This window comes from Vibrio sp. 10N.222.55.A1, assembly GCF_041473835.1.
GTDB classification, from domain to species: Bacteria; Pseudomonadota; Gammaproteobacteria; order Enterobacterales; family Vibrionaceae; genus Vibrio; species Vibrio crassostreae_C.
Map to the genome: position 1 here is coordinate 34560 of NZ_JBFRSX010000020.1, position 18862 is coordinate 53421.

At 44.4% G+C, this 18862-nt stretch carries 16 protein-coding genes and 1 tRNA gene; 12 read left to right on the forward strand and 5 right to left on the reverse strand.

Annotated elements, in window-relative coordinates:
• Positions 1 to 10: 10 nt before the first annotated feature.
• The 6 genes from tolA to AB4493_RS06110 all read left to right on the forward strand — a co-directional run bounded on the left by tolA (position 11) and on the right by AB4493_RS06110 (position 6392).
• Positions 11 to 1078, forward strand: coding sequence for a cell envelope integrity protein TolA (gene tolA / locus AB4493_RS06085; RefSeq protein WP_372154666.1), 1068 nt, complete (start codon positions 11 to 13; stop codon positions 1076 to 1078).
• 12 nt (positions 1079 to 1090) lie between these two features.
• Positions 1091 to 2443, forward strand: a complete 1353-nt coding sequence (tolB, locus tag AB4493_RS06090; RefSeq protein WP_372154667.1) for a Tol-Pal system beta propeller repeat protein TolB — start codon at positions 1091 to 1093, stop codon at positions 2441 to 2443.
• Positions 2444 to 2555: 112 nt separating this feature from the next.
• Entirely contained in the window at positions 2556 to 3098 is a 543-nt protein-coding gene (gene pal / locus AB4493_RS06095; protein WP_017062069.1) for a peptidoglycan-associated lipoprotein Pal, read from the forward strand.
• A 33-nt stretch (positions 3099 to 3131) separates the two neighbouring features.
• The gene (gene ybgF / locus AB4493_RS06100; RefSeq protein ID WP_017062068.1) at positions 3132 to 3914 is read left to right on the forward strand and encodes a tol-pal system protein YbgF; all 783 of its coding nucleotides are present in this window, start codon (positions 3132 to 3134) and stop codon (positions 3912 to 3914) included.
• Positions 3915 to 4123: 209 nt separating this feature from the next.
• Positions 4124 to 5185, forward strand: coding sequence for a quinolinate synthase NadA (nadA, locus tag AB4493_RS06105; RefSeq protein WP_017062067.1), 1062 nt, complete (start codon positions 4124 to 4126; stop codon positions 5183 to 5185).
• Positions 5186 to 5360: 175 nt separating this feature from the next.
• Positions 5361 to 6392 (forward strand): potassium channel family protein, encoded by a 1032-nt coding sequence (locus tag AB4493_RS06110; RefSeq protein ID WP_017063519.1) that lies wholly within the window; start codon positions 5361 to 5363, stop codon positions 6390 to 6392.
• 75 nt (positions 6393 to 6467) lie between these two features.
• Here AB4493_RS06110 and AB4493_RS06115 read toward each other — a convergent pair whose 3' ends face one another.
• Positions 6468 to 7037: a UPF0149 family protein gene (locus AB4493_RS06115; RefSeq protein WP_372154668.1), complete on the reverse strand. Its 570-nt coding sequence runs from the start codon at positions 7035 to 7037 to the stop codon at positions 6468 to 6470.
• 171 nt (positions 7038 to 7208) lie between these two features.
• On the opposite strand from AB4493_RS06115, the gene AB4493_RS06120 reads away from it, so the two are divergent.
• From AB4493_RS06120 to AB4493_RS06145, 6 genes are all read left to right on the forward strand, one after another.
• Positions 7209 to 9662 (forward strand): ATP-binding protein, encoded by a 2454-nt coding sequence (locus AB4493_RS06120; RefSeq protein ID WP_372154669.1) that lies wholly within the window; start codon positions 7209 to 7211, stop codon positions 9660 to 9662.
• A 249-nt stretch (positions 9663 to 9911) separates the two neighbouring features.
• Positions 9912 to 10361 (forward strand): L-alanine exporter AlaE, encoded by a 450-nt coding sequence (locus tag AB4493_RS06125; RefSeq protein WP_017072260.1) that lies wholly within the window; start codon positions 9912 to 9914, stop codon positions 10359 to 10361.
• A 180-nt stretch (positions 10362 to 10541) separates the two neighbouring features.
• Positions 10542 to 10632: transfer RNA gene (locus AB4493_RS06130), tRNA-Ser, on the forward strand.
• 254 nt (positions 10633 to 10886) lie between these two features.
• Complete coding sequence (gene gltS / locus AB4493_RS06135; protein ID WP_017062061.1) at positions 10887 to 12101, forward strand: sodium/glutamate symporter; 1215 nt, start codon at positions 10887 to 10889, stop codon at positions 12099 to 12101.
• 251 nt (positions 12102 to 12352) lie between these two features.
• Complete coding sequence (locus AB4493_RS06140) at positions 12353 to 13279, forward strand: LysR family transcriptional regulator (RefSeq protein ID WP_017062039.1); 927 nt, start codon at positions 12353 to 12355, stop codon at positions 13277 to 13279.
• Positions 13280 to 13505: 226 nt separating this feature from the next.
• A complete protein-coding gene (locus AB4493_RS06145; RefSeq protein ID WP_136978945.1) occupies positions 13506 to 14759 on the forward strand; it encodes a D-amino acid dehydrogenase in 1254 nt (417 codons plus the stop codon).
• A gap of 75 nt (positions 14760 to 14834) precedes the next feature.
• Here the strand turns inward: AB4493_RS06145 and AB4493_RS06150 are convergent, their stop codons facing one another.
• The 4 genes from AB4493_RS06150 to AB4493_RS06165 all read right to left on the reverse strand — a co-directional run bounded on the left by AB4493_RS06150 (position 14835) and on the right by AB4493_RS06165 (position 18830).
• Positions 14835 to 15572 (reverse strand): dienelactone hydrolase family protein, encoded by a 738-nt coding sequence (locus tag AB4493_RS06150; protein ID WP_372154670.1) that lies wholly within the window; start codon positions 15570 to 15572, stop codon positions 14835 to 14837.
• 222 nt (positions 15573 to 15794) lie between these two features.
• The gene (locus tag AB4493_RS06155) at positions 15795 to 16730 is read right to left on the reverse strand and encodes a pyridoxal-phosphate dependent enzyme (RefSeq protein WP_372154671.1); all 936 of its coding nucleotides are present in this window, start codon (positions 16728 to 16730) and stop codon (positions 15795 to 15797) included.
• A 139-nt stretch (positions 16731 to 16869) separates the two neighbouring features.
• Positions 16870 to 18156 (reverse strand): sensor histidine kinase, encoded by a 1287-nt coding sequence (locus AB4493_RS06160; RefSeq protein WP_372154672.1) that lies wholly within the window; start codon positions 18154 to 18156, stop codon positions 16870 to 16872.
• On the reverse strand, positions 18153 to 18830 hold the full coding sequence (locus AB4493_RS06165; protein WP_017062034.1) for a response regulator transcription factor: 678 nt from the start codon (positions 18828 to 18830) through the stop codon (positions 18153 to 18155). Before AB4493_RS06165 ends, AB4493_RS06160 begins: the two co-directional genes overlap by 4 nt.
• Positions 18831 to 18862: the final 32 nt, after the last annotated feature.

Here is an 18862-nt window from a genome sequence, read left to right on the forward strand (position 1 = left end):
CGTAGCATTCATGAAAGCGAATAATAAAAAATCCAATAATTTCAGATCACCGCTTCTTATTTCTCTTGGGCTGCACGTCATTTTATTCGTTGCGCTCATTTGGGGGGCGGATTTCACGATGTCAGAGCCAAAGCCTACAGGGCAGATGGTTCAAGCAGTGGTGATTGATCCTCAGTTGGTTCGCCAGCAAGCTCAACAGATTCGTCAACAAAGAGAAGCGGCAAGCAAGAAAGAGCAAGAGCGTCTTGACAAACTAAGACGTGAAAGCGAACGACTTGAAAAGAATCGTAAAGCTGAAGAAGAAAATATTCGCAAGCTAAAAGAACAGCAAGTGAAAGAAGCTAAAGCAACTCGTGAAGCTGAAAAGCGTCGAGTTGAGAAAGAGAAACAACGCAAAGCTGAAGAAGCGCGTTTACAGCAAGAGCAAAAGAAAGCCGCTAAAGCCGAAGCTGACCGTAAGCTAAAAGAAGCTGCGTTAGTGAAAGCCGAGAACGAGCGTAAAGCCAAAGAAGCGGCAATCGCAAAAGCTGAACAAGAACGCGTGGCAAAAGAAAAAGCAGCGAAAGAGGCAGCAGACAAAGCTCGTAAAGAGAAAGAAGCCGCTGAACTCGCGGAAAAGCAACGCATAGCGAAAGAGAAAGAAGCGGCAGCCGCAGCAGAGAAAGCCCGTAAGGCAAAAGAAGCTGCAGCAAAAGCAGAAAAAGAGCGTAAACAACAAGAAGCCGCATTGAACGATATCTTTGCTGGGCTTGAAACGGAAGCGACTCAAAACTCTTCAGCAAGACAACAATTTATCACTGATGAAGCGCAACGTTACGGGGCTATCTATACCCAACTGATTCAACAGAACCTGTTGTTAGAAGACAGCTATCGAGGACGCTCATGTCGAGTGAACCTTAAGCTGATTCCAACGGGCTCTAACGCGATATTGGGTAGTTTGAGTATCTTAGATGGCGATAGCCGTTTATGTGCAGCAACCAAGCGTGCGGTGGCACAAGTACAATCTTACCCGTTGCCTAAAGACCCAGACATTGTGAACTCACTGAAAGACATTAACTTAACTGTATCACCAGAGTAAAAGGACGAACTTGTGTTAAAGAAACTATTACTGAGTTTTGTTTTCTTAATAGCTACAAGCAGCCAGTTTGCACATGCAGCGCTGGAGCTGGTTATTACAGACGGTATTAACTCTGCAAGACCTATCGCTATTGTACCTTTCCGTTGGGAAGGCTCAGAGCCATTGCCACACGATGTATCAGCGGTTATCGCTTCTGACTTACAGCGCAGTGGTAAATTCAGCCCAGTTGCGACAAGCAAAATGCCTCAAACGCCTTACAGCGAAACTGAGGTTAACTTTGATGCTTGGACTAACCTAGGTGTTGACTCATTGCTTACCGGTAGTATCACTAAAAATGCCGAAGGGCAGTATGTGGTGAATTACCAATTGATCGATATTGTTCGTGGTCAACTGACCAAAGGACAAAGTCGTGCGCTGAGTGATGAAGGCCAATTAGTGCTTTCTAAAGATCACGTTCTATTCAATAAGAAGGCTACGGTTCCTGGTAATCGCTTGAGAGAGTACGCACACCGTATCTCAGACCTAGTGTATGAAGAGCTAACTGGTGAGAAAGGCGCGTTCTTAACTCGTATCTCTTACGTGGTAGTGAACGATAAAGACAAGTACCCGTATCAACTTCGTGTTGCTGACTACGATGGCTTTAACGAGCGTTTAGTACTTCGTTCTAAGCAGCCTCTCATGTCTCCAGCATGGTCACCAGACGGCAAAAAGCTAGCTTATGTGAGCTTCCAGAATGGCCAAGCTGAAATATTCATCATGAATATTTACACGGGTGAACGTGAGAAAGTGACGTCATACCCTCGTCACAATGGTGCGCCAAGATTCTCGCCAGATGGTAAAACATTGGCATTGGTATTGTCGAAAACGGGCAGCCTTCAGGTGTACACACTTGACCTTGCTAGCCGTAAGCTGACTCAAATTACCCGCGGCCGTTCGAATAATACTGAACCATTCTGGCACCCAGATGGCAAGTCTCTTATTTTCACATCGGATCGTGGTGGTAAACCACAGATTTATAATGTAAATTTGTCCAATAATTCGACTTCTCGTATTACTTGGCAAGGTAGCCAAAACTTAGGTGGCCAGATCACTCCTGATGGTCGATTCATGATCATGGTGAATCGCAGCAACTCAGGTTTTAACTTGGCTAAGCAAGATTTGGAAACCGGTGCGGTTCAGGTACTAACAAAAACATTGTTAGATGAGTCTCCAAGTATTGCACCGAATGGAGGTATGGTTATCTATAGCTCTATTTACAACAAAACAAATGTACTATCGATGGTTTCTATCGATGGACGTTTTAAAGCTAGATTACCGGCAACTAGCGGACGCGTAAGAGCGCCTGCATGGTCACCGTTCCTCTAGGGAAATTACATATTCTTTTAGCTATTGATAGTGTTAACTATTGTGGCATTTAACTATCTATAGCACTCTTAGTCGCTGTAGAAACTAAGTTTGATAACGTAAGGAAAAAAAGATGCAACTTAACAAAGTTCTTAAAGGCTTGATGATTGCACTACCAGTGATGGCAGTAACGGCATGTAGCTCAACTGATGAAGCAACATCTGCAACATCTGGTACTGAAAGCAACCAAACAACTTCAGGTTCAGAAGGCAATGTAGACACAACTGTTGTAACGCCAATTGACGCTAACGGTCAACTGTCTGAGCAAGAGCTTAAAGAGCAAGCGCTACGTGAAACTCAAACAATCTACTTCGCATTCGATAACTCTACTATCGCTGGCGATTACGAAGAAATGCTAGCAGCTCACGCAGCATACCTAGTTAAGAACGTTGACATGAACGTTACTATCGAAGGTCACGCTGATGAGCGCGGTACTCCTGAGTACAACATCGCACTTGGCGAGCGTCGTGCACAAGCTGTAGCGAAATACCTACAAGCTCTAGGTGTTCAAGCTGACCAAATCTCTATCGTAAGCTACGGTGAAGAGAAGCCACTTCTTCTAGGTCAATCTGAAGATGTGTACGCTAAAAACCGTCGCGCAGTACTAGTTTACTAATTTTAGTAGACTATATAATTGAGGAATTGCCTCATGTTCAGTAACACAAAGCGAGTCATTTTGCTTTCGTTACTGGCAAGTGCAGCGAACACCGCGTTCGCTGCACCAGCTCCAGTATCCGATCTCAATAGTACCGCAACCAATTCATCATCTTCCTCTCGATCAGCATCTAACGAATCAGATATTGAGCGTTTAGAGCGCCTGCTTCAAAATCGCAATCTCGTTCAGCTTCAAATGCAACAGCAAATCGACGACATGGCACTGGAGATCAGTGAACTTCGTGGTGATCTGGAACGAAACAGCTACGATATGAAGCAAATGCTAGAGCGTCAGCGTGAACTGTTCATTGAACTGGATCGCGTAAGAGGCGAGGTGAAAGCAGCAGGAACAGCAACGGTAGCAGTGGCGGCGAGCGAAGGCTCTAAAGACGCTTCTGGTACGTTCAGTACTGATGTGGATGAGCAAACTGCTTATCAAAATGCTGTAGATATGATTCTAAAGCAACGAGACTACACGGGTGCTATCGCTGCATTCCAAAAGTTTCAAAAAGACTTCCCAGATTCTACCTTCACACCTAACTCACATTACTGGTTAGGTCAGCTTTATTTCGCTAAGAAGCAAGATAAAGAAGCCGTGAAGAGCTTCGCTGCTGTTGTGTCGTACAAAGACTCAAACAAGCGAGCAGATGCACTGGTTAAGCTTGGTGACATAGCAGCGCGCAACAACAACGCGACGCAAGCTAAGAAATATTACCAACAAGTCGTAACCGAGCACCCAAACAGTGCTTCGGCTAAAGTGGCCAAAACCCACTTATAACCAAAATAGGGGTGCTTAGGCGCCTCTTTTTTATACCTGTTCACTTCCGTTTAGTGTTTACTTCTCTTGCTAGTGATGACAACACATCGCCTTGTTTATGCGTTTTAAGCATTAGCTAGTCACCGCTTGCAACCAATCCTTTTTGATCCCAATCGCTGTCCTGTGTAGAATACTCTAATTCTCGGAAGAAGTTGCGTAGAGCAAGAGCAATGAGTCATATACTAGATAAAATCGATACAGTTTACCCGTTTCCGCCTAAGCCAGTTCCATTGAGCGATGCTCAGAAACAGGCCCACATCGCAAACATCAAAAAACTACTTCAAGAAAAAGATGCAGTTCTAATTGCACACTACTACACCGATCCTGAAATTCAGGCTCTGGCAGAAGAAACTGGCGGTTTCGTTGGCGATTCATTAGAAATGGCTAAATTCGGTAACCGTCATTCAGCAAGCACTTTGATCATCGCTGGTGTTCGTTTCATGGGTGAGTCTGCAAAGATTCTTACTCCTGAAAAACGCATTCTAATGCCAACACTCGAAGCTGAATGTTCGCTTGATCTTGGTTGTCCGGCTGACAAATTTACAGAATTTTGTGATGCTCACCCTGACCACACCGTGGTTGTATACGCGAACACTTCAGCGGCTGTCAAAGCTCGTGCAGACTGGGTGGTTACGTCGAGCATCGCTTTAGAAATCGTTGAAAGCCTAGACGCTGAAGGCAAACCTATTATTTGGGGCCCAGACCGTCACCTAGGTTCTTACATCGCAAATCAAACCGGCGCTGACATGTTGCTTTGGCAAGGTGAGTGTATCGTTCATGATGAGTTCTCAGCTGATGCTTTGAAAAAAATGAAATCGGTATACCCAGAAGCGGCTATTTTGGTACACCCAGAATCACCAGCAAGCGTGGTTGAACTGGCTGATGCTGTAGGCTCAACAAGCCAGCTGATCAAGAAAGCAAAAGAGCTGCCTCATCCACAGATGATTGTGGCGACAGACAAAGGTATCTTCTTCAAGATGCAGCAATTGGTTCCTGAAAAAGAGCTGATTGAAGCGCCGACAGCGGGTGCTGGTGCAACGTGTCGTAGCTGTGCACACTGTCCTTGGATGGCAATGAACGGCCTTGAAGCGATTGAAAACGCACTTGAGAATGGTGGTGAGCAACACGAAATCTTCGTTTCTGACGAATTACGCGTGAAGTCTCTTATTCCTTTGAACCGCATGCTAGATTTCGCAGAGCAGTTAAATGTGCAGGTAAAAGGTAACGCGTAAGTCGTTCTTTTATCTAATCAACAAAAAAACCAGCCAATAGTGCTGGTTTTTTTGTGCCTGAGTATAGGCCGCTAATATCAATTTTGTGGTCATGTATCTTTTTCTTATGATACATCTTGTTGATATCGCGTATTTTTTCTAGCATGTAAGTAAGAGGAAAAGATTAGAGGCTCGAATGATAATCTGGTTACAACTCAAACGCTGGATCAAAGCAAACATCTTTGTTTTGAATGGCAAAAACTTACTGTTCACTTTTCTTGGCTACATCGCTTTATCGTGGTCGATGCTGTATTTGGCGGGTGAAACAGATTTAACCAGTTCGGTTACCGTATTCGCTTACTACTTGGTGGTGACGGCTTCTACGGTTGGTTATGGTGATTTATCACCGACCACGGTAGCGGGGCAGTGGATCGTTATTCTATTTGTGATTCCAGGCGGGTTGAGCCTTTTTGCCGCGTTGCTCGGTAAAGTGGCGACAGAAGGTGTTGAATATTGGCGAGCGGGCTTGCTAGGAAAAAGGAGAGTTAGAGTGGACAACCACATTTTGATGTTGGGGTGGAATGAGCAAAGAACCATTCATCTCATCCGCATGCTACAACACGAAGAAACGGGTAAACGACCAATCGTGCTATGTACGCGTTCAGATATCGAGAACCCGTTACCCGGTGAAATCAATTTCGTCAAAGTAAACAGCTACACCGATGGCAAAGAGATGGAGAAAACGGGCATTGAGTCTGCAAGTTGCATCCTGATTGATAACCCAGAAGACGACATTACGTTATCTGCGGCGCTTTACTGTGCCAACCGAAACCCTAAAGCGCACCTTCTTGTTTACTTTAAAGATGAAGCGCTGAGCGATTTGTTACACAAGCATTGCCCTAACTCAGAATGTATTCCAGCGGTGGGTGCTGAGATGCTAGCAAAGGCTGCGGTAGACCCAGGTTCCAGTGCGCTTCACCAAGAATTATTGAGCTCAACAAGAGGCATGACACAGTATTCAACGTATTTCCCTGAAGACGCTGAGTCTGTCACCGTCGCGCCTATTTTCTCAGTGTTTAAAGAGAAGTATCAAGCAACTCTGATCGCCATTGATACGGGGAGCGGTATTGAACTCAACCCAGAGTTAGATCAAGTGGTCAGCAGTGGCACTAAGCTGTTTTATATTGCTGATGAGCGAATTGATGACTTCGATTGGAAAGGCTTCTAAAGCGACTATTTTATTTCGTCTGAAAACTAAAAAAGGCCTCATAATGAGGCCTTTTGGCTTGTATAAAGCTAACTGTTATTGAGCTTCAGCCAGTGCAATGCCACGCTGCGTTAGTCCGCAAAGCATCACAGGAACAGCGTTAAAGATCTCTTCGAACTGCTCTAGGCCTTCGATGCCTTGCTCTGCAAGCGTAGCAATTGACGTTTCTGGATCGTAAAGCATGCTCAGTGACAGCAGGACACCGCCAACGAGTGCGTTATCTTCGCTCTCTTCAGGCATTAGTGTTTCCCAATCGTCGCGAGCAATCTGCCAGCCTTGAAGCAAGCCTTCACAAAAATCACGAGCGGCAGTGTTCACCACTTCTTCGTCGTCTAATTGACAAGCTTCAGGCCAAACCCAAGTCCCTTCAAGCAGTTCTGGGCGGGTTTTATTCCAAAGCTCGATGATAACTTCAATGTAGCTTTCTAGCTGTTCACCATCCGTAAAAGGTGCGACTTCTTCGCCACCCCATAAGAACGGTAGCCACTCATGCGGGGTTAACACGTTCGGTGCCGCTGCCATTGCAGTGACAAAGCCCATTGTTTTGTGTTCTGTGATTAGCTTTCCTTCCAACTCTGGAAGCGCAAGAATATCTTGTAAAGTCAAAGTGAGGTACCGTAAAAGGGAACATATTTGCGCTTATAGTACCAATGAACTTGTGCCAATCAAGCTTCAATCTAAAAAGGCTTGATGTCATGGATGATAAACACTAGGTTTAACAGAAAAGAAAACAATAAAAGAATTATGCAGATACGGTCGTCTTTAAAGAAAAAAAGCATGGTAGCGCTTGGATTATACCTTGCGATGTTTATTGCCATTGTCGGTAGTGTGACGTATTACGTCGTAGAATCCCCTGTGCGCGCCAAATTACAACAAAACCTCGACTTGCGTACGCAACTGTTATCCGCATTGATTACAGAGCCACTCAGTAGTTCTCGAGGCTTCGTAGACAGTCTCGTTGGGTTTGCTCAAGCGCATCGTAACGGTGATGATGTTATTCCGCTCTTTAAGTCCATGTTGGCGGCGAGCGACGATACGATTGTCAGTGCCGGTATTTGGCCCGAACCTTATGCGCTTGATTCTAAAAAGCTTCTCAACAGTTACTTTTTTAATAAAGCCGACGATGGAATAATCGACCAGATATATTCTTACAACAACCCCCAAAATGCCCCTTATCAAGAAGAGTATTGGTACACCTCTGTCGTCAACCAAAAACAAGGCACGATCTCTTGGAGCGATGTTTATATCGATCCATACACCCATGTTCGAATGATCACCGCTTCATCCCCTTATTATTATGATGGCATCTTTGCTGGCGTGGCAACGGTGGATCTCTCTCTCGAAGAGTTATTGGGTTTTATTAAGAACCATGCGGAAGAGTATGATCTTGGTATTACGCTTAGGGACAAACTTAACCAAGTGTTGGTTTCGCATAACTTTAATCTCGTTGAAGGCATTTACATCAGTAGCAATCAATTTGGTGATTTCGGCTGGCAAGTGGATGTGGTGAACTCCAAATCACGAGTAGAAGACGAAGTGTTTCGTCAGGTGATGAGCATTGAAGGCGGTATTGTTCCGCTATTGCTACTTTGTGTCATGGCGGGGTATTACTTATTGAACCGTTATTTGATTAGTCCAATCACAAGGATTGCAGCACAGGTTGATAGTTCGAAAGCCGGCGAAATCATTGATGTGGATTACTCGAGTGATGACGAAATCGGCCATTTGATTAAAACCTTCAACGAAAAGACCATTTATCTCGAAGCGGAAAAGGTTAAAGCTCAGGCATCCACCAATGCAAAAACCGCTTTCCTTGCGACCTTGTCACATGAAATTCGCACTCCGATGAATGGGGTATTGGGTACCGCTCAAATCCTATTAAAAACGCCTCTAAATTCTGAACAAGAGAAGCATCTTAAGAGCTTGTATGAGTCCGGCGATCATATGATGACTCTACTCAACGAGATCTTAGACTTCTCGAAGATCGAGCAGGGCAGGTTGGATCTTGATGAAACGCGTTTCCCGCTTGATTCGATCATCGGCAGTATTAACAGTGTTTACTACACATTGTCTTCCGAGAAAGGGCTTCAATTCAAAGTGTACTCTGAGGTGACTTCGGGTCGTTGGTACTTCTCAGATAAAGCTCGCCTTCGCCAAATTTTGTTTAACCTATTGAACAACGCGGTGAAGTTCACCTCCAGAGGCTTTGTTGAGGTGTACCTGAAAGAAGTTGTAGAGGGGAGTGACACCTATCTGAGCATTCGAGTTCGTGATACCGGAATTGGTATTTCTAAAGAAGCTCAGAAGCGTATTTTTAAACCGTTTGAACAAGCGGAGTCTTCGACCACAAGGCGTTTTGGCGGTACTGGCCTTGGCCTCGCGATTGTGAAGAAAATTGCCCAGTTGATGGATGGCAGTATTACCGTCACCAGTGAAGAAGGGATAGGCACGAGTTTTGATGTTCGCTTGAAGATTCAGCCATGTCAGCCAGGAGAAATCGAGAGTTTGCCACATAAGAAGTTGGACTACTCTGGCTTAAAGGTACTGATCGTCGAGGACAACCGAACTAACACGGTGATCATTGAAGCCTTCATGAGCAGTAAAGGCTTTACCTGTAAGAGCGTCGAAAACGGTGAACTTGCGATACAAGCCGTGGTTGCTGAGCGCTTTGATTTGGTGCTCATGGATAACCATATGCCTGTGATGGATGGCGTTGAATCAACCACTGCTATCCGTGCTTTGATAGGCGATGTGTCATCGGTATTGGTGTTTGGTTGTACGGCTGATGTCTTTAAAGAGACTCGTGAGCGTATGTTGGGGGCAGGTGTGGATTATATTATTGCTAAGCCGATTGACGAGCGTGAACTGGATGATGCCTTGTTCCGCTATTCAAATAAGCTTTATCAATACCATGAAGTAAAAGCGGATGAGCTCGAAAGCCAAGACGTAAAACCACACGATTCGAAAAGTAAAAGCGAGTCACTGCCTAAACCTGATCTTCGCAACAAAGATAACACTGAAGAGCTGTTAGTGACGTTGTATGTGGCGCTAGAAGACAACAACCTAGAACTGATTCAATTTGCACTAGAGAGCCTACGTGTCCACGTTGAAGCTATGAACAACGCGGAACTTACTGAACAAGTCGATAAAGCGTTAGAGCAGGTTGCTTTAGGATCACCACCTACACAAGATGTCATTAATATCATTACTGTAAATCTACCTATGGCTTAAATGTTGTTTAATTACGGTAAGGTAAATGACGAACTGTCCAATATTTGACCTTGGTTGGATTTTTTGGTGAAAGTGACTGCTTTTAAAGTGGTTTTTGGTTGTTAATTTACAACTTGATTTTTAATTTGGAGTGTATGACTACTAATCTTGTGATTTAATAGCGACATTATCTGGTGAGGTGCAAATGTGCCTTGTTTATATGTTACTAAATCACTAATTAAGCAGTGATATATTTTAGGTTTGTCGTCAATGAAGTCTCGTGGTCCATTTTGTATTCGAAACGCAGCTGCGGATACATTTGCTATGGTCGTTTTCTGTTTTATTTCTGGCATGATCGTAGAAGTGTTTATTTCTGGTATGACGTTTGAGCAATCTCTTGCTTCTCGAACGTTATCTATTCCTATAAACATTGCTATCGCTTGGCCTTATGGCGTTTTTCGTGATTGGTTCTTACGCAATGGTGCAAAACTTTCAGAAAGCTCATTGATGAAAAACTTGTCTGATTTGATGGCATACGTGTTATTCCAGTCTCCAGTGTATGCGGGTATTTTGTTGGCAGTGGGTGCTTCAGGCGACCAGATCGTTACGGCTGTCACCAGTAATGCAGTTATCTCGTGCGGTATGGGCGTACTTTACGGCTACTTCCTCGATATGTGTCGTAAATGGTTTCGAGTTCCTGGCTACTATCAACAAGCTTAAGAAAAGCAACAAGCGTAAGTGCAGCGAAAGAATGAAATTTGGTTTGTTTTTGATCTAATGAGTTAATTTGTAATCGAACAAACCGAAAAAGGCACTTTTTTTGAGAATGCCCCTTGACCAAAGCAAGCAGAATCAATAAAGTAGCGCCTCGTTGAGTGACATGCTCAACACACAATTTGTGGAAGGATGGCTGAGTGGCTTAAGGCGCTCGCCTGGAAAGCGAGTATACGTTTATAGCGTATCTGGGGTTCAAATCCCCATCCTTCCACCACTATTCAAAACCCTAGCAGAAATGCTGGGGTTTTCTCGTTTTAGAGCCTCTATATCCCACCTCATCTGTATACCTCCCTAATATCCGTTCCTTTAATCATTGCTTTATAGTTATAATCTCTATTAATACCGTCGCAGAATTAACCATATTAGATGTTTTTATCATCGATAATCGCTTGATTTTTTGGCCTGAATCTAGATTATTAATAGTACGCAATATTATGAATAATCTAACTATTAGGAACCCATAGCCTCATGACAGAAACCCTAGTTTCTCCAATGCTCTCTTTTACGATCGCGATTTCGTTACTGTTTATCGGTAAAGGTTTGATTGAGCGATCTGAAGTATTAAGAAAGTATTCACTGCCAGAGCCTGTGATTGGTGGCTTTGTCTGCGCAGCGACCGTAGCGGCGCTTTACTATATTTTTGAAATCCAAATCACTTTTAGCCTAGATGTCAGAGACTTTTTGCTTCTCTACTTTTTTGCTGGCATCGGGCTCCAAGCGGATATTAAAACACTGATTAAAGGCGGGCGACCGTTGTTCATCCTACTGTGTCTTGCTGCCATTTTTATTGTGTTGCAAAACGTAGTCGGAATGGCAGTCGCTTCTGGCTTTGGAATGGATGCGAAAGCAGGCTTGCTATCTGGGTCTGTTAGCTTGATAGGCGGCGTAGGCACAACGTTAGCTTGGGCGCCAATGTTTGTGGAAGAGTTTGGTATTGCTAACGCGCTCGAACTTGGTGTCGCTTCAAACACGGTTGGTTTAATTGCAGCGTGTGTGATTGGTGGTCCGATTGCGAACTACCTGCTCAATAAACACAAAGTAAGCCCTTCTAATGAAGAAGAGGTTACGGTTGGTGCATTCCAAGAGAGTGAAACAAAAACAGAGCTTAGCCACTACGGCGTTCTGTGGGCGTGGTTGATTCTTAACTTAACACTAATGCTGGGTTACAGCTTGAGTGAAGTTATCGACTCGATGGGCCTAAAACTGCCGTTATTCGTTAGCTGTTTGATCGCAGGTATCCTAATCGGAAACGTTGGTCGCGCACTGTTTAAGAAACGTCGTACACAAGAGAAAATCGCTCAAGGCCGCAAAGGCTTAGCGATGATCTCTGATATTTGTTTAGGCATGTTCTTGACCATGGCATTGATGGGGTTGCGTATCTGGGATCTCGATGGACTGTTTGGCTATATCTCTGTTGTCATGAGTATCCAGATCTTGCTTTCCCTGTTGTTTACTGTGTTTGTCGTTTATTACTTGATGGGAAGAAACTACGATTCTGTGGTGATATGTTCAGGCTTCGGTGGTATCACTCTAGGCTCGACCGCAACAGCAATTGTGAACATGACCGCAGTAACTCATCGATATGGCGCAAGCCCACAAGCATTCATTGTGGTGCCATTAGTATGTGGTTTCTTTGTTGATTTGATCAACGCATTGGTGATCAGTTTCTTTGTTGGTCTGTAGTGAAGTGACCGGTTATTGACTGCTTGAGGTTTACATCGGGATAATGACCACAAAGGCGATGACGAAAGTTGTCGCCTTTGTTTTATCGACAGCAAGCTAAAACACGTATATCAGCCTTTGATGTGATGTCTTGAAGTGACTCGGTGCACAAGTTAGTAAGAGCAATTACGATCTTGATAAATTGGGATATATGTTCGCAGCAAATTTGTGAGACGCTTGATTAAGTGTCAGTTGAATTACAAGGAAGTTGAATGCACCACTTTAATATCCGTGCTCTTGAGTATTTAAATGCGTTGTCAAAATATGGGTCGTTACGTAAGGCATCTAAGATGATGAACGTTGACCCTGCCGCGATGAGTCGGATGTTGACACAGTTAGAAGCGCAAGCGGAAATGAAAGTATGGGAGCGCAACAACCGCCAATCACTGTTAACCGAAGCGGGTAATGAACTGCTGAATTACTACCGTTCCATTGTTCGTGGAGAGGCCGCTGTACTTGCTCGACTAACTAAGCTTAAAAACCTCAAAGGAGGCAATGTCAGCATTGCTATCGGTGAAGGATTTATTACCAACTTGGTGTCAAAACCGATGCAAACCTTCATGACTCGTTATCCTGATATCAATCTTTCTATTGAGATCGCTGGGGCATTGGATGCAGTCAAGATGTTGGAAGATCAACAGATAGACTTTGCGATAACCTATGCGTCTGCACCGCACCCTAAACTGCACTCCCACGTTGAACGCAGCCATCCGCTCGAATTGATTGCTCCGAAGGGGCACTTCCTTACGATGAAAGAAGCACCAGTGGTAATGCAAGATATTCAAGACGCTTCTCTCGCCTTGATCGATAACTCGACCGGTATGGGGAGGCTAGTAAAGCAGGCTGAACAAATTTCCCATCTTACCTTGCAGCCAAAACTTCAAACTAACTCAGTCACGGCACTGACTAACTTCGTTTCAGCAGGGTTGGGCGTCACCTTTATGCCTAAGCTCACTGTGATCGATGAAATAAAGTCAGGGCAGATTGAAGTGGTTGCGACCGAGTTGGAGATGCTATCGAAGGCGACGGTTAAGGTTCAATCTTTGAAAGGCCGTGCACTTACGCTACAAGCCGAAACCTTGTTGGATTTCTTACTCGAGAACGCCACTTTCTTAAGCCATGACGCTTACAATATCTAGGCTTAGTTGATTTACTTAGCGACTCCTACCTAAGCTTTCAAATACCGCCAATATCACACTTTTAAACTGCCGAATTCGTTTTTAAGCTGAATTGAGTTTTTGTCAACGATTACTCTATTGTTAAGTCAACATGTGCGGAATAAGTTACAAATCATTAACGAAACGAGTTTTAGACTGACAGCTGTGTTCGACAGATTCTGTCTTTGTCGGGCATTAGGGGAAGATAATGGAAGTTATTGTAATTGGCAGTGGTGTTATTGGATTGACCAGCGCATGGTATTTGGCAAAAGAAGGTCACTCGGTCACGGTTATTGATCGTCAAGATAGCAGTGGCAAAGAAACCAGTTTTGCGAATGCCGGGCAAATTTCTTACGGTTATTCATCACCATGGGCGGCACCGGGCATCCCTTTGAAAGCGATGAAATGGCTTACCCAAGAACATGCGCCACTTAAAGTGAAGCCTTCTCTTTCTCCAGAGTTAATGTCTTGGGCGACTAAGATGCTCGCCAACTGTAATGAAGCCAAGTACGCACAGAATAAATCGCGGATGTTACGAGTCGCTAACTACAGCCGAGATTGCCTGACTCATCTAAGAATCAGTGAAGATTTGGCTTATGAGGGCCGGCAGAAAGGCACCTTGCAAGTATTCAGAAGCGAAAAACAATTGGACGCTATTCAGCAGGATATGAAGCTATTAACAGAGAGTGGAATCGAACACTCGCTGTTTGATGTTGAACAGTGTCTGTCAGTGGAGTCTGGTTTAGCAGACGTTAAAGACAAGCTGGTGGGCGGCCTGTATTTACCACACGATGAAACCGGTGATTGTCATCAGTTCTGTTTAACCTTGACCGAAAAAGCCAAGCAACTCGGCGTTCAGTTCGTGTTTAATACCGAAGTGGTTAGGCTCAATCATCAGAATCAAACCATTGAGAGTATTACAACGACTCAAGGCGAGTTCAAAGCGGATGCTTACGTGGTCGCTTCAGGAAGCTATTCTCGAGAACTGTTGAAGCAAGTCGATTTGTCGATCCCGGTTTATCCAGTGAAAGGCTATTCGCTAACACTGCCGATCGTGAATGCAGATAAGTCACCAACCTCGACTGTGATGGATGAAACTTACAAGGTAGCGATGACGCGATTTGATGATCGTATTCGCATTGCAGGGACGGCAGAACTTGCGGGGTTTAATTACCTTATCCCTGAAAAACGCAAAGCCACGATTGATATGGTGATTAAAGATCTTTTCCCACAAGCGGGTGACTTTTCTAAGGCTGAATACTGGACTGGGTTAAGACCAATGACGCCGGATGGTACGCCTATTATCGGTAAGACGCCTATCAAGAACCTATTTACAAATACTGGACATGGGACATTAGGTTGGACAATGGCATGTGGCTCAGGAAAGATCTTGGCAAGCGTGGTCAGTGGCTCTGATTGCGATATAAAAGCAGACGACTTGAGCATCCATCGTTACATGTAGTTCATCCAAATCCTTGGTCATACGAATTAGCCCATGTTTATTAAGCATGGGCTAATTTGGTTTGAGTGTCGCGGCTTATCGGGTGGTGGTTTCTAACACATGAGTGAATCGTTCCCACGATTTTTGGTCAGCTTCATGTTGATAGTTATTCGATCCGAATACTGTGAAGGCGTGTGGCGCACCACTATAAGTGATCATCTCATGCGGAACTTTGGTTGATTCAAGTTGAGCGGCGAGGCTTCCAAAGTCGTGCATTGAAATCATGGCATCAGCCGTGCCGTGGAACACGACTACGGGAGCTTTAGTCTGCGAGTAGTCTTGACCTTTTGGTGTTGATAAACCGCCATGGAAGGTTACGTAAGCCTTCGAAGGAATTCCCGCACGAGCAGCTTCCAATACAGCAGCTCCACCAAAGCAGTATCCCATTATTACGTTGTTATCTAAGTTGCCGCCAAGTCTTTTCGCTTCCATGGCTCCTGCGTTGAGTAGCGCACGCATTTTCTCTCTGTCTTTGTACAGTTCACCTGTGTGTTGTTTTTTGTCTTTCACTTCGGTTGGGCGAATGCCTTTACCAAATAGGTCGATGGCGAACACGTTGTAACCGAGTTCGTTGAGCATCTCAGAACGTTTCTTTTCGTAATCGGTTAAGCCATCCCAATCGTGTATTAGCAGTACTAAAGGTGCTTGGTCACTGGCCTCACTCCAATAACCTTCGTAATCCATCCCATCGACTTGGTAAGTGACGTTTTCTCCTGATATCGCAGAGAAGGGCAGTAAAACTGAAAACAGGCCGAGTGTAGTGAGTTTTCGCATGCGTAATTCCTTTCGATGACAATTGACGTTCCAATCGAAAGTATAGATAACGCGATGATTCTCGCCAGATTTCTGTCTCTAACTTGAAATGTCTGGCAGGGATAGCAGGTGGCTATTACTGATAAACAGCCATCGAAAGGGAGTGCGATGGCTGTTCATGATGCGCTGAGAAATTCTCAGTTCGCAGAAACGCGGGGCATTAGAGTAGAAAAGAACGGATTACTACCAAGTAGCGTTATCAGCGGTGTGACTACTTCGAAGTTCTGGGTACTTACGTTGATAGCGCGGCAACATCGACTCATTACCTAAGATACCACCTTGATGGATATAGATGACAGTTTTGGTTGGGTTATCTTCTTGCCATTGTTCTAAGCATTGCCACATTAATGGGTCGTAGAGCAGGTCGAATTCAATATCAGTTTGTTCTTGTAGAGCCAACCAAGTTTGATAATCCTGTTGATACAATTTTCCAAAGTGGTGTTTGGCTTTAAGCGGTAATATCTGCGGATGTTCACTTTCGCCAAGCTCATTGAATTGCTGCGTTAAATAGTCACTGCCACCAACACAAGCACAGGTTAACACTGGGATGTTGTGCATTTTTAAATGCTTATGAAGGTACAGCGCAGTACTGCCAGTCCCTGCGGGGAGTGCGATCACAAAATCGTGTTGGTTTTCGAAGCGAGTCCAGCTCAGTATTTCTATTGCCAATTGCTTAACACCATACTCAGCAAGCTGAGAGCGGCCACCCTCGGGTAACACAATGCAGTGTGAGTCAGGTTGTCTTACTTGCTCAATATACTCTTGTGGATGAAGCTCAGAGCCTGTTTCTTTGACTGAAATAACCTCAGCCCCGAGATCGATAGCGCCACGGTAGTTGCCGAGTGGGCGTTCTTGTAGCCATCGAGGTAGGTGATCAACGTAAAACTCAAGCGTCCAACCTTTGATTTTTGCAAGTGCGGCTAGCGAGAACAGAGAGTTAGCCTGCGCAGAGCCATAGCTGATCAAGGTTGTGGTCTCTGGGTGCTCGTCTTCCAGTAGCTTCATGAACTTTCTGGCTTTGTTGCCGCAAAAGTGGGAATGAAGCTGATCGTCACGCTTTAAGAAAAAGGTGTGGTCGTTGTATTGATGTTGAGTTACAGGGCTATTATTTAGTTTCATCGCACTTAGACAAAATGCTGACTCAAGAGCCAGCATTTTTAAATCAAATAGGACTGACGAGTATCTAGTAGCTAGGGACCGCTGTAAACCAACTAAATCAAGTTTTCGTTCGATATTGAGCTTCGAACTATGAACTCATTTACTCTGGGGTGGATGCGGATAGATCGGTTTGAAAGGTGATCTTAGCGGTACATCCACAACAGCTGCGATTGACCAATTCAAAGCCCCATTGGAAGCGTTGACATAAGTCCTCGACAATCAATAAACCTAACCCATGCCCATTTGGATTGTATTGTTCTTGGAGGCCTTCTCCTTGGTCTTCAATCACAACACTCTCGTGGGACAGAGTGACCGTTACGGTGCCACTATTGGTCGCTGCAATGGCATTTCTCAACAAGTTTCCGACCAACATATTCATTATCGCGCTGGTGGCCTGAATTGTGGGTTCTGATTGAACTTGTAAGGTTATCGCGACTTCCTTCTCGTCAGCCTGCAACGAATTTTTAGAAACGATAGTCTCTAGCTCTTGCTGGCTGAATAAACGTAGCGGTGCATCGTCACTGTTTCTTTCATAGCGAACGAGACCAAGCAGTGCATCGACCATTTCAGACATTTGAACAATGGCCTCATCAATACGTTCAACCTGACGAGATTGAAATTCGGTGGTTTCGCTTCTCAGTAACAGTTTGTTGGCACCACGAGCAACAGTCAACGGAGTTCTTAGTTCATGACTTGAGTAGCGTGCGAAAGCTTGCTCGCGTTTTACTAGAGAATTGATTTCTCTTCTGTATTGATTGAGTTGATCCGTCAACTGACGAAACTCCACCGCCGCATCGTCATTCACTCCAAATTCTTCGTTTAGATTGAGCTTATTGGATTCAAGCTGTTCAGACAGGGAGTTGAAGGGCTCAATCAGCCGTTTAGACAACCGATAGAGCAGAGCTCCGAAGCTGAATATTAGAATAGAGAGAAGGGCTAATACAAATGTGGTGGCATAAACGAGCTCAAAGACACTAAGCTCGACACGGTCTATTTCAGAAAGCAGAACAATAGGGTTAGTTCTACCTTCATGAGTATACTCGCCTACATAGACCATGCGAGATTCTGGATCTTCACCGACCTCACCAATGAAATTTTCTTTGCCTTCAATATACTTTAAATACTTTTTCGGTAGATAGGAAAGATCGTTGTAAGCGATAGTCAGGTCATCAATACGAAGCTCTCCACTTTCACCTGACTGGAATAACCCGACTGCATAGTTGCGGTCAATTAGGATGCGTCTTTCACCCACGCGGTCTTCCGACAAGTACAGGGCTGTGATAAATACCACATAGACAAATGCCGACACAATTACGGCCATTAACCCAAAGAAAACCGCTAAGCGGCCCGTTAGGGTTTTTGTGCTTGTAAGAACATTTGAAATCAATTCGATGGCTCCAATCGGAAGCCAACTTTAGGCACCGTAATTAACATCTGAGTGTCGAAAGGCTTGTCGAGTTGATTACGTAACTGATAAATGTGACTGCGCAACACATCATTGTTGGGTTCGTTTTCTTCCCATAACTTGTAGGAAATAGCTTCACGAGTGACTACTTCAGGTGCGCTTTGGCACAGCATCTCAAGTATGGTGTAAGTGGTTGGGTTGAGCGCTAGTAGTTTATCTTGGCGGTAAGCTTTACGCGTTTTTTGGTCGATGGTGAGTTCATCGAACTGAAGTTTTGAAGAGGCGACTTTTCCGCGGTAACGACGGACTAACGCGTTCATTCTTGCTTCTAGAATATCCAAATCAAATGGCTTGGTGAGGTAATCATCGGCACCGTGTTCAAAGCCTTTCAGCATATCTTCTCGGCTATCTAAGGCGGTCAGCATCAAAATAGGTGTCGCGTTACCTTGGTCTCGCAGTTTATTACAAACCGTTAGGCCGTCCATTCTCGGTAACATTAGATCCAATATGATGATATCAAATGAGTTTTCCAACGCGAGTTGTAGGCCAAGTTCACCGTTGTCTGCGTAATCGAGTTCCATGCCAATACACTCAAAATAATCAAACAAGACACCTGCAATTTCACGGTTATCTTCGACTAATAGAACTCGTTTCATTTTGATTCTCATACAGAAATAGACAGTAACAT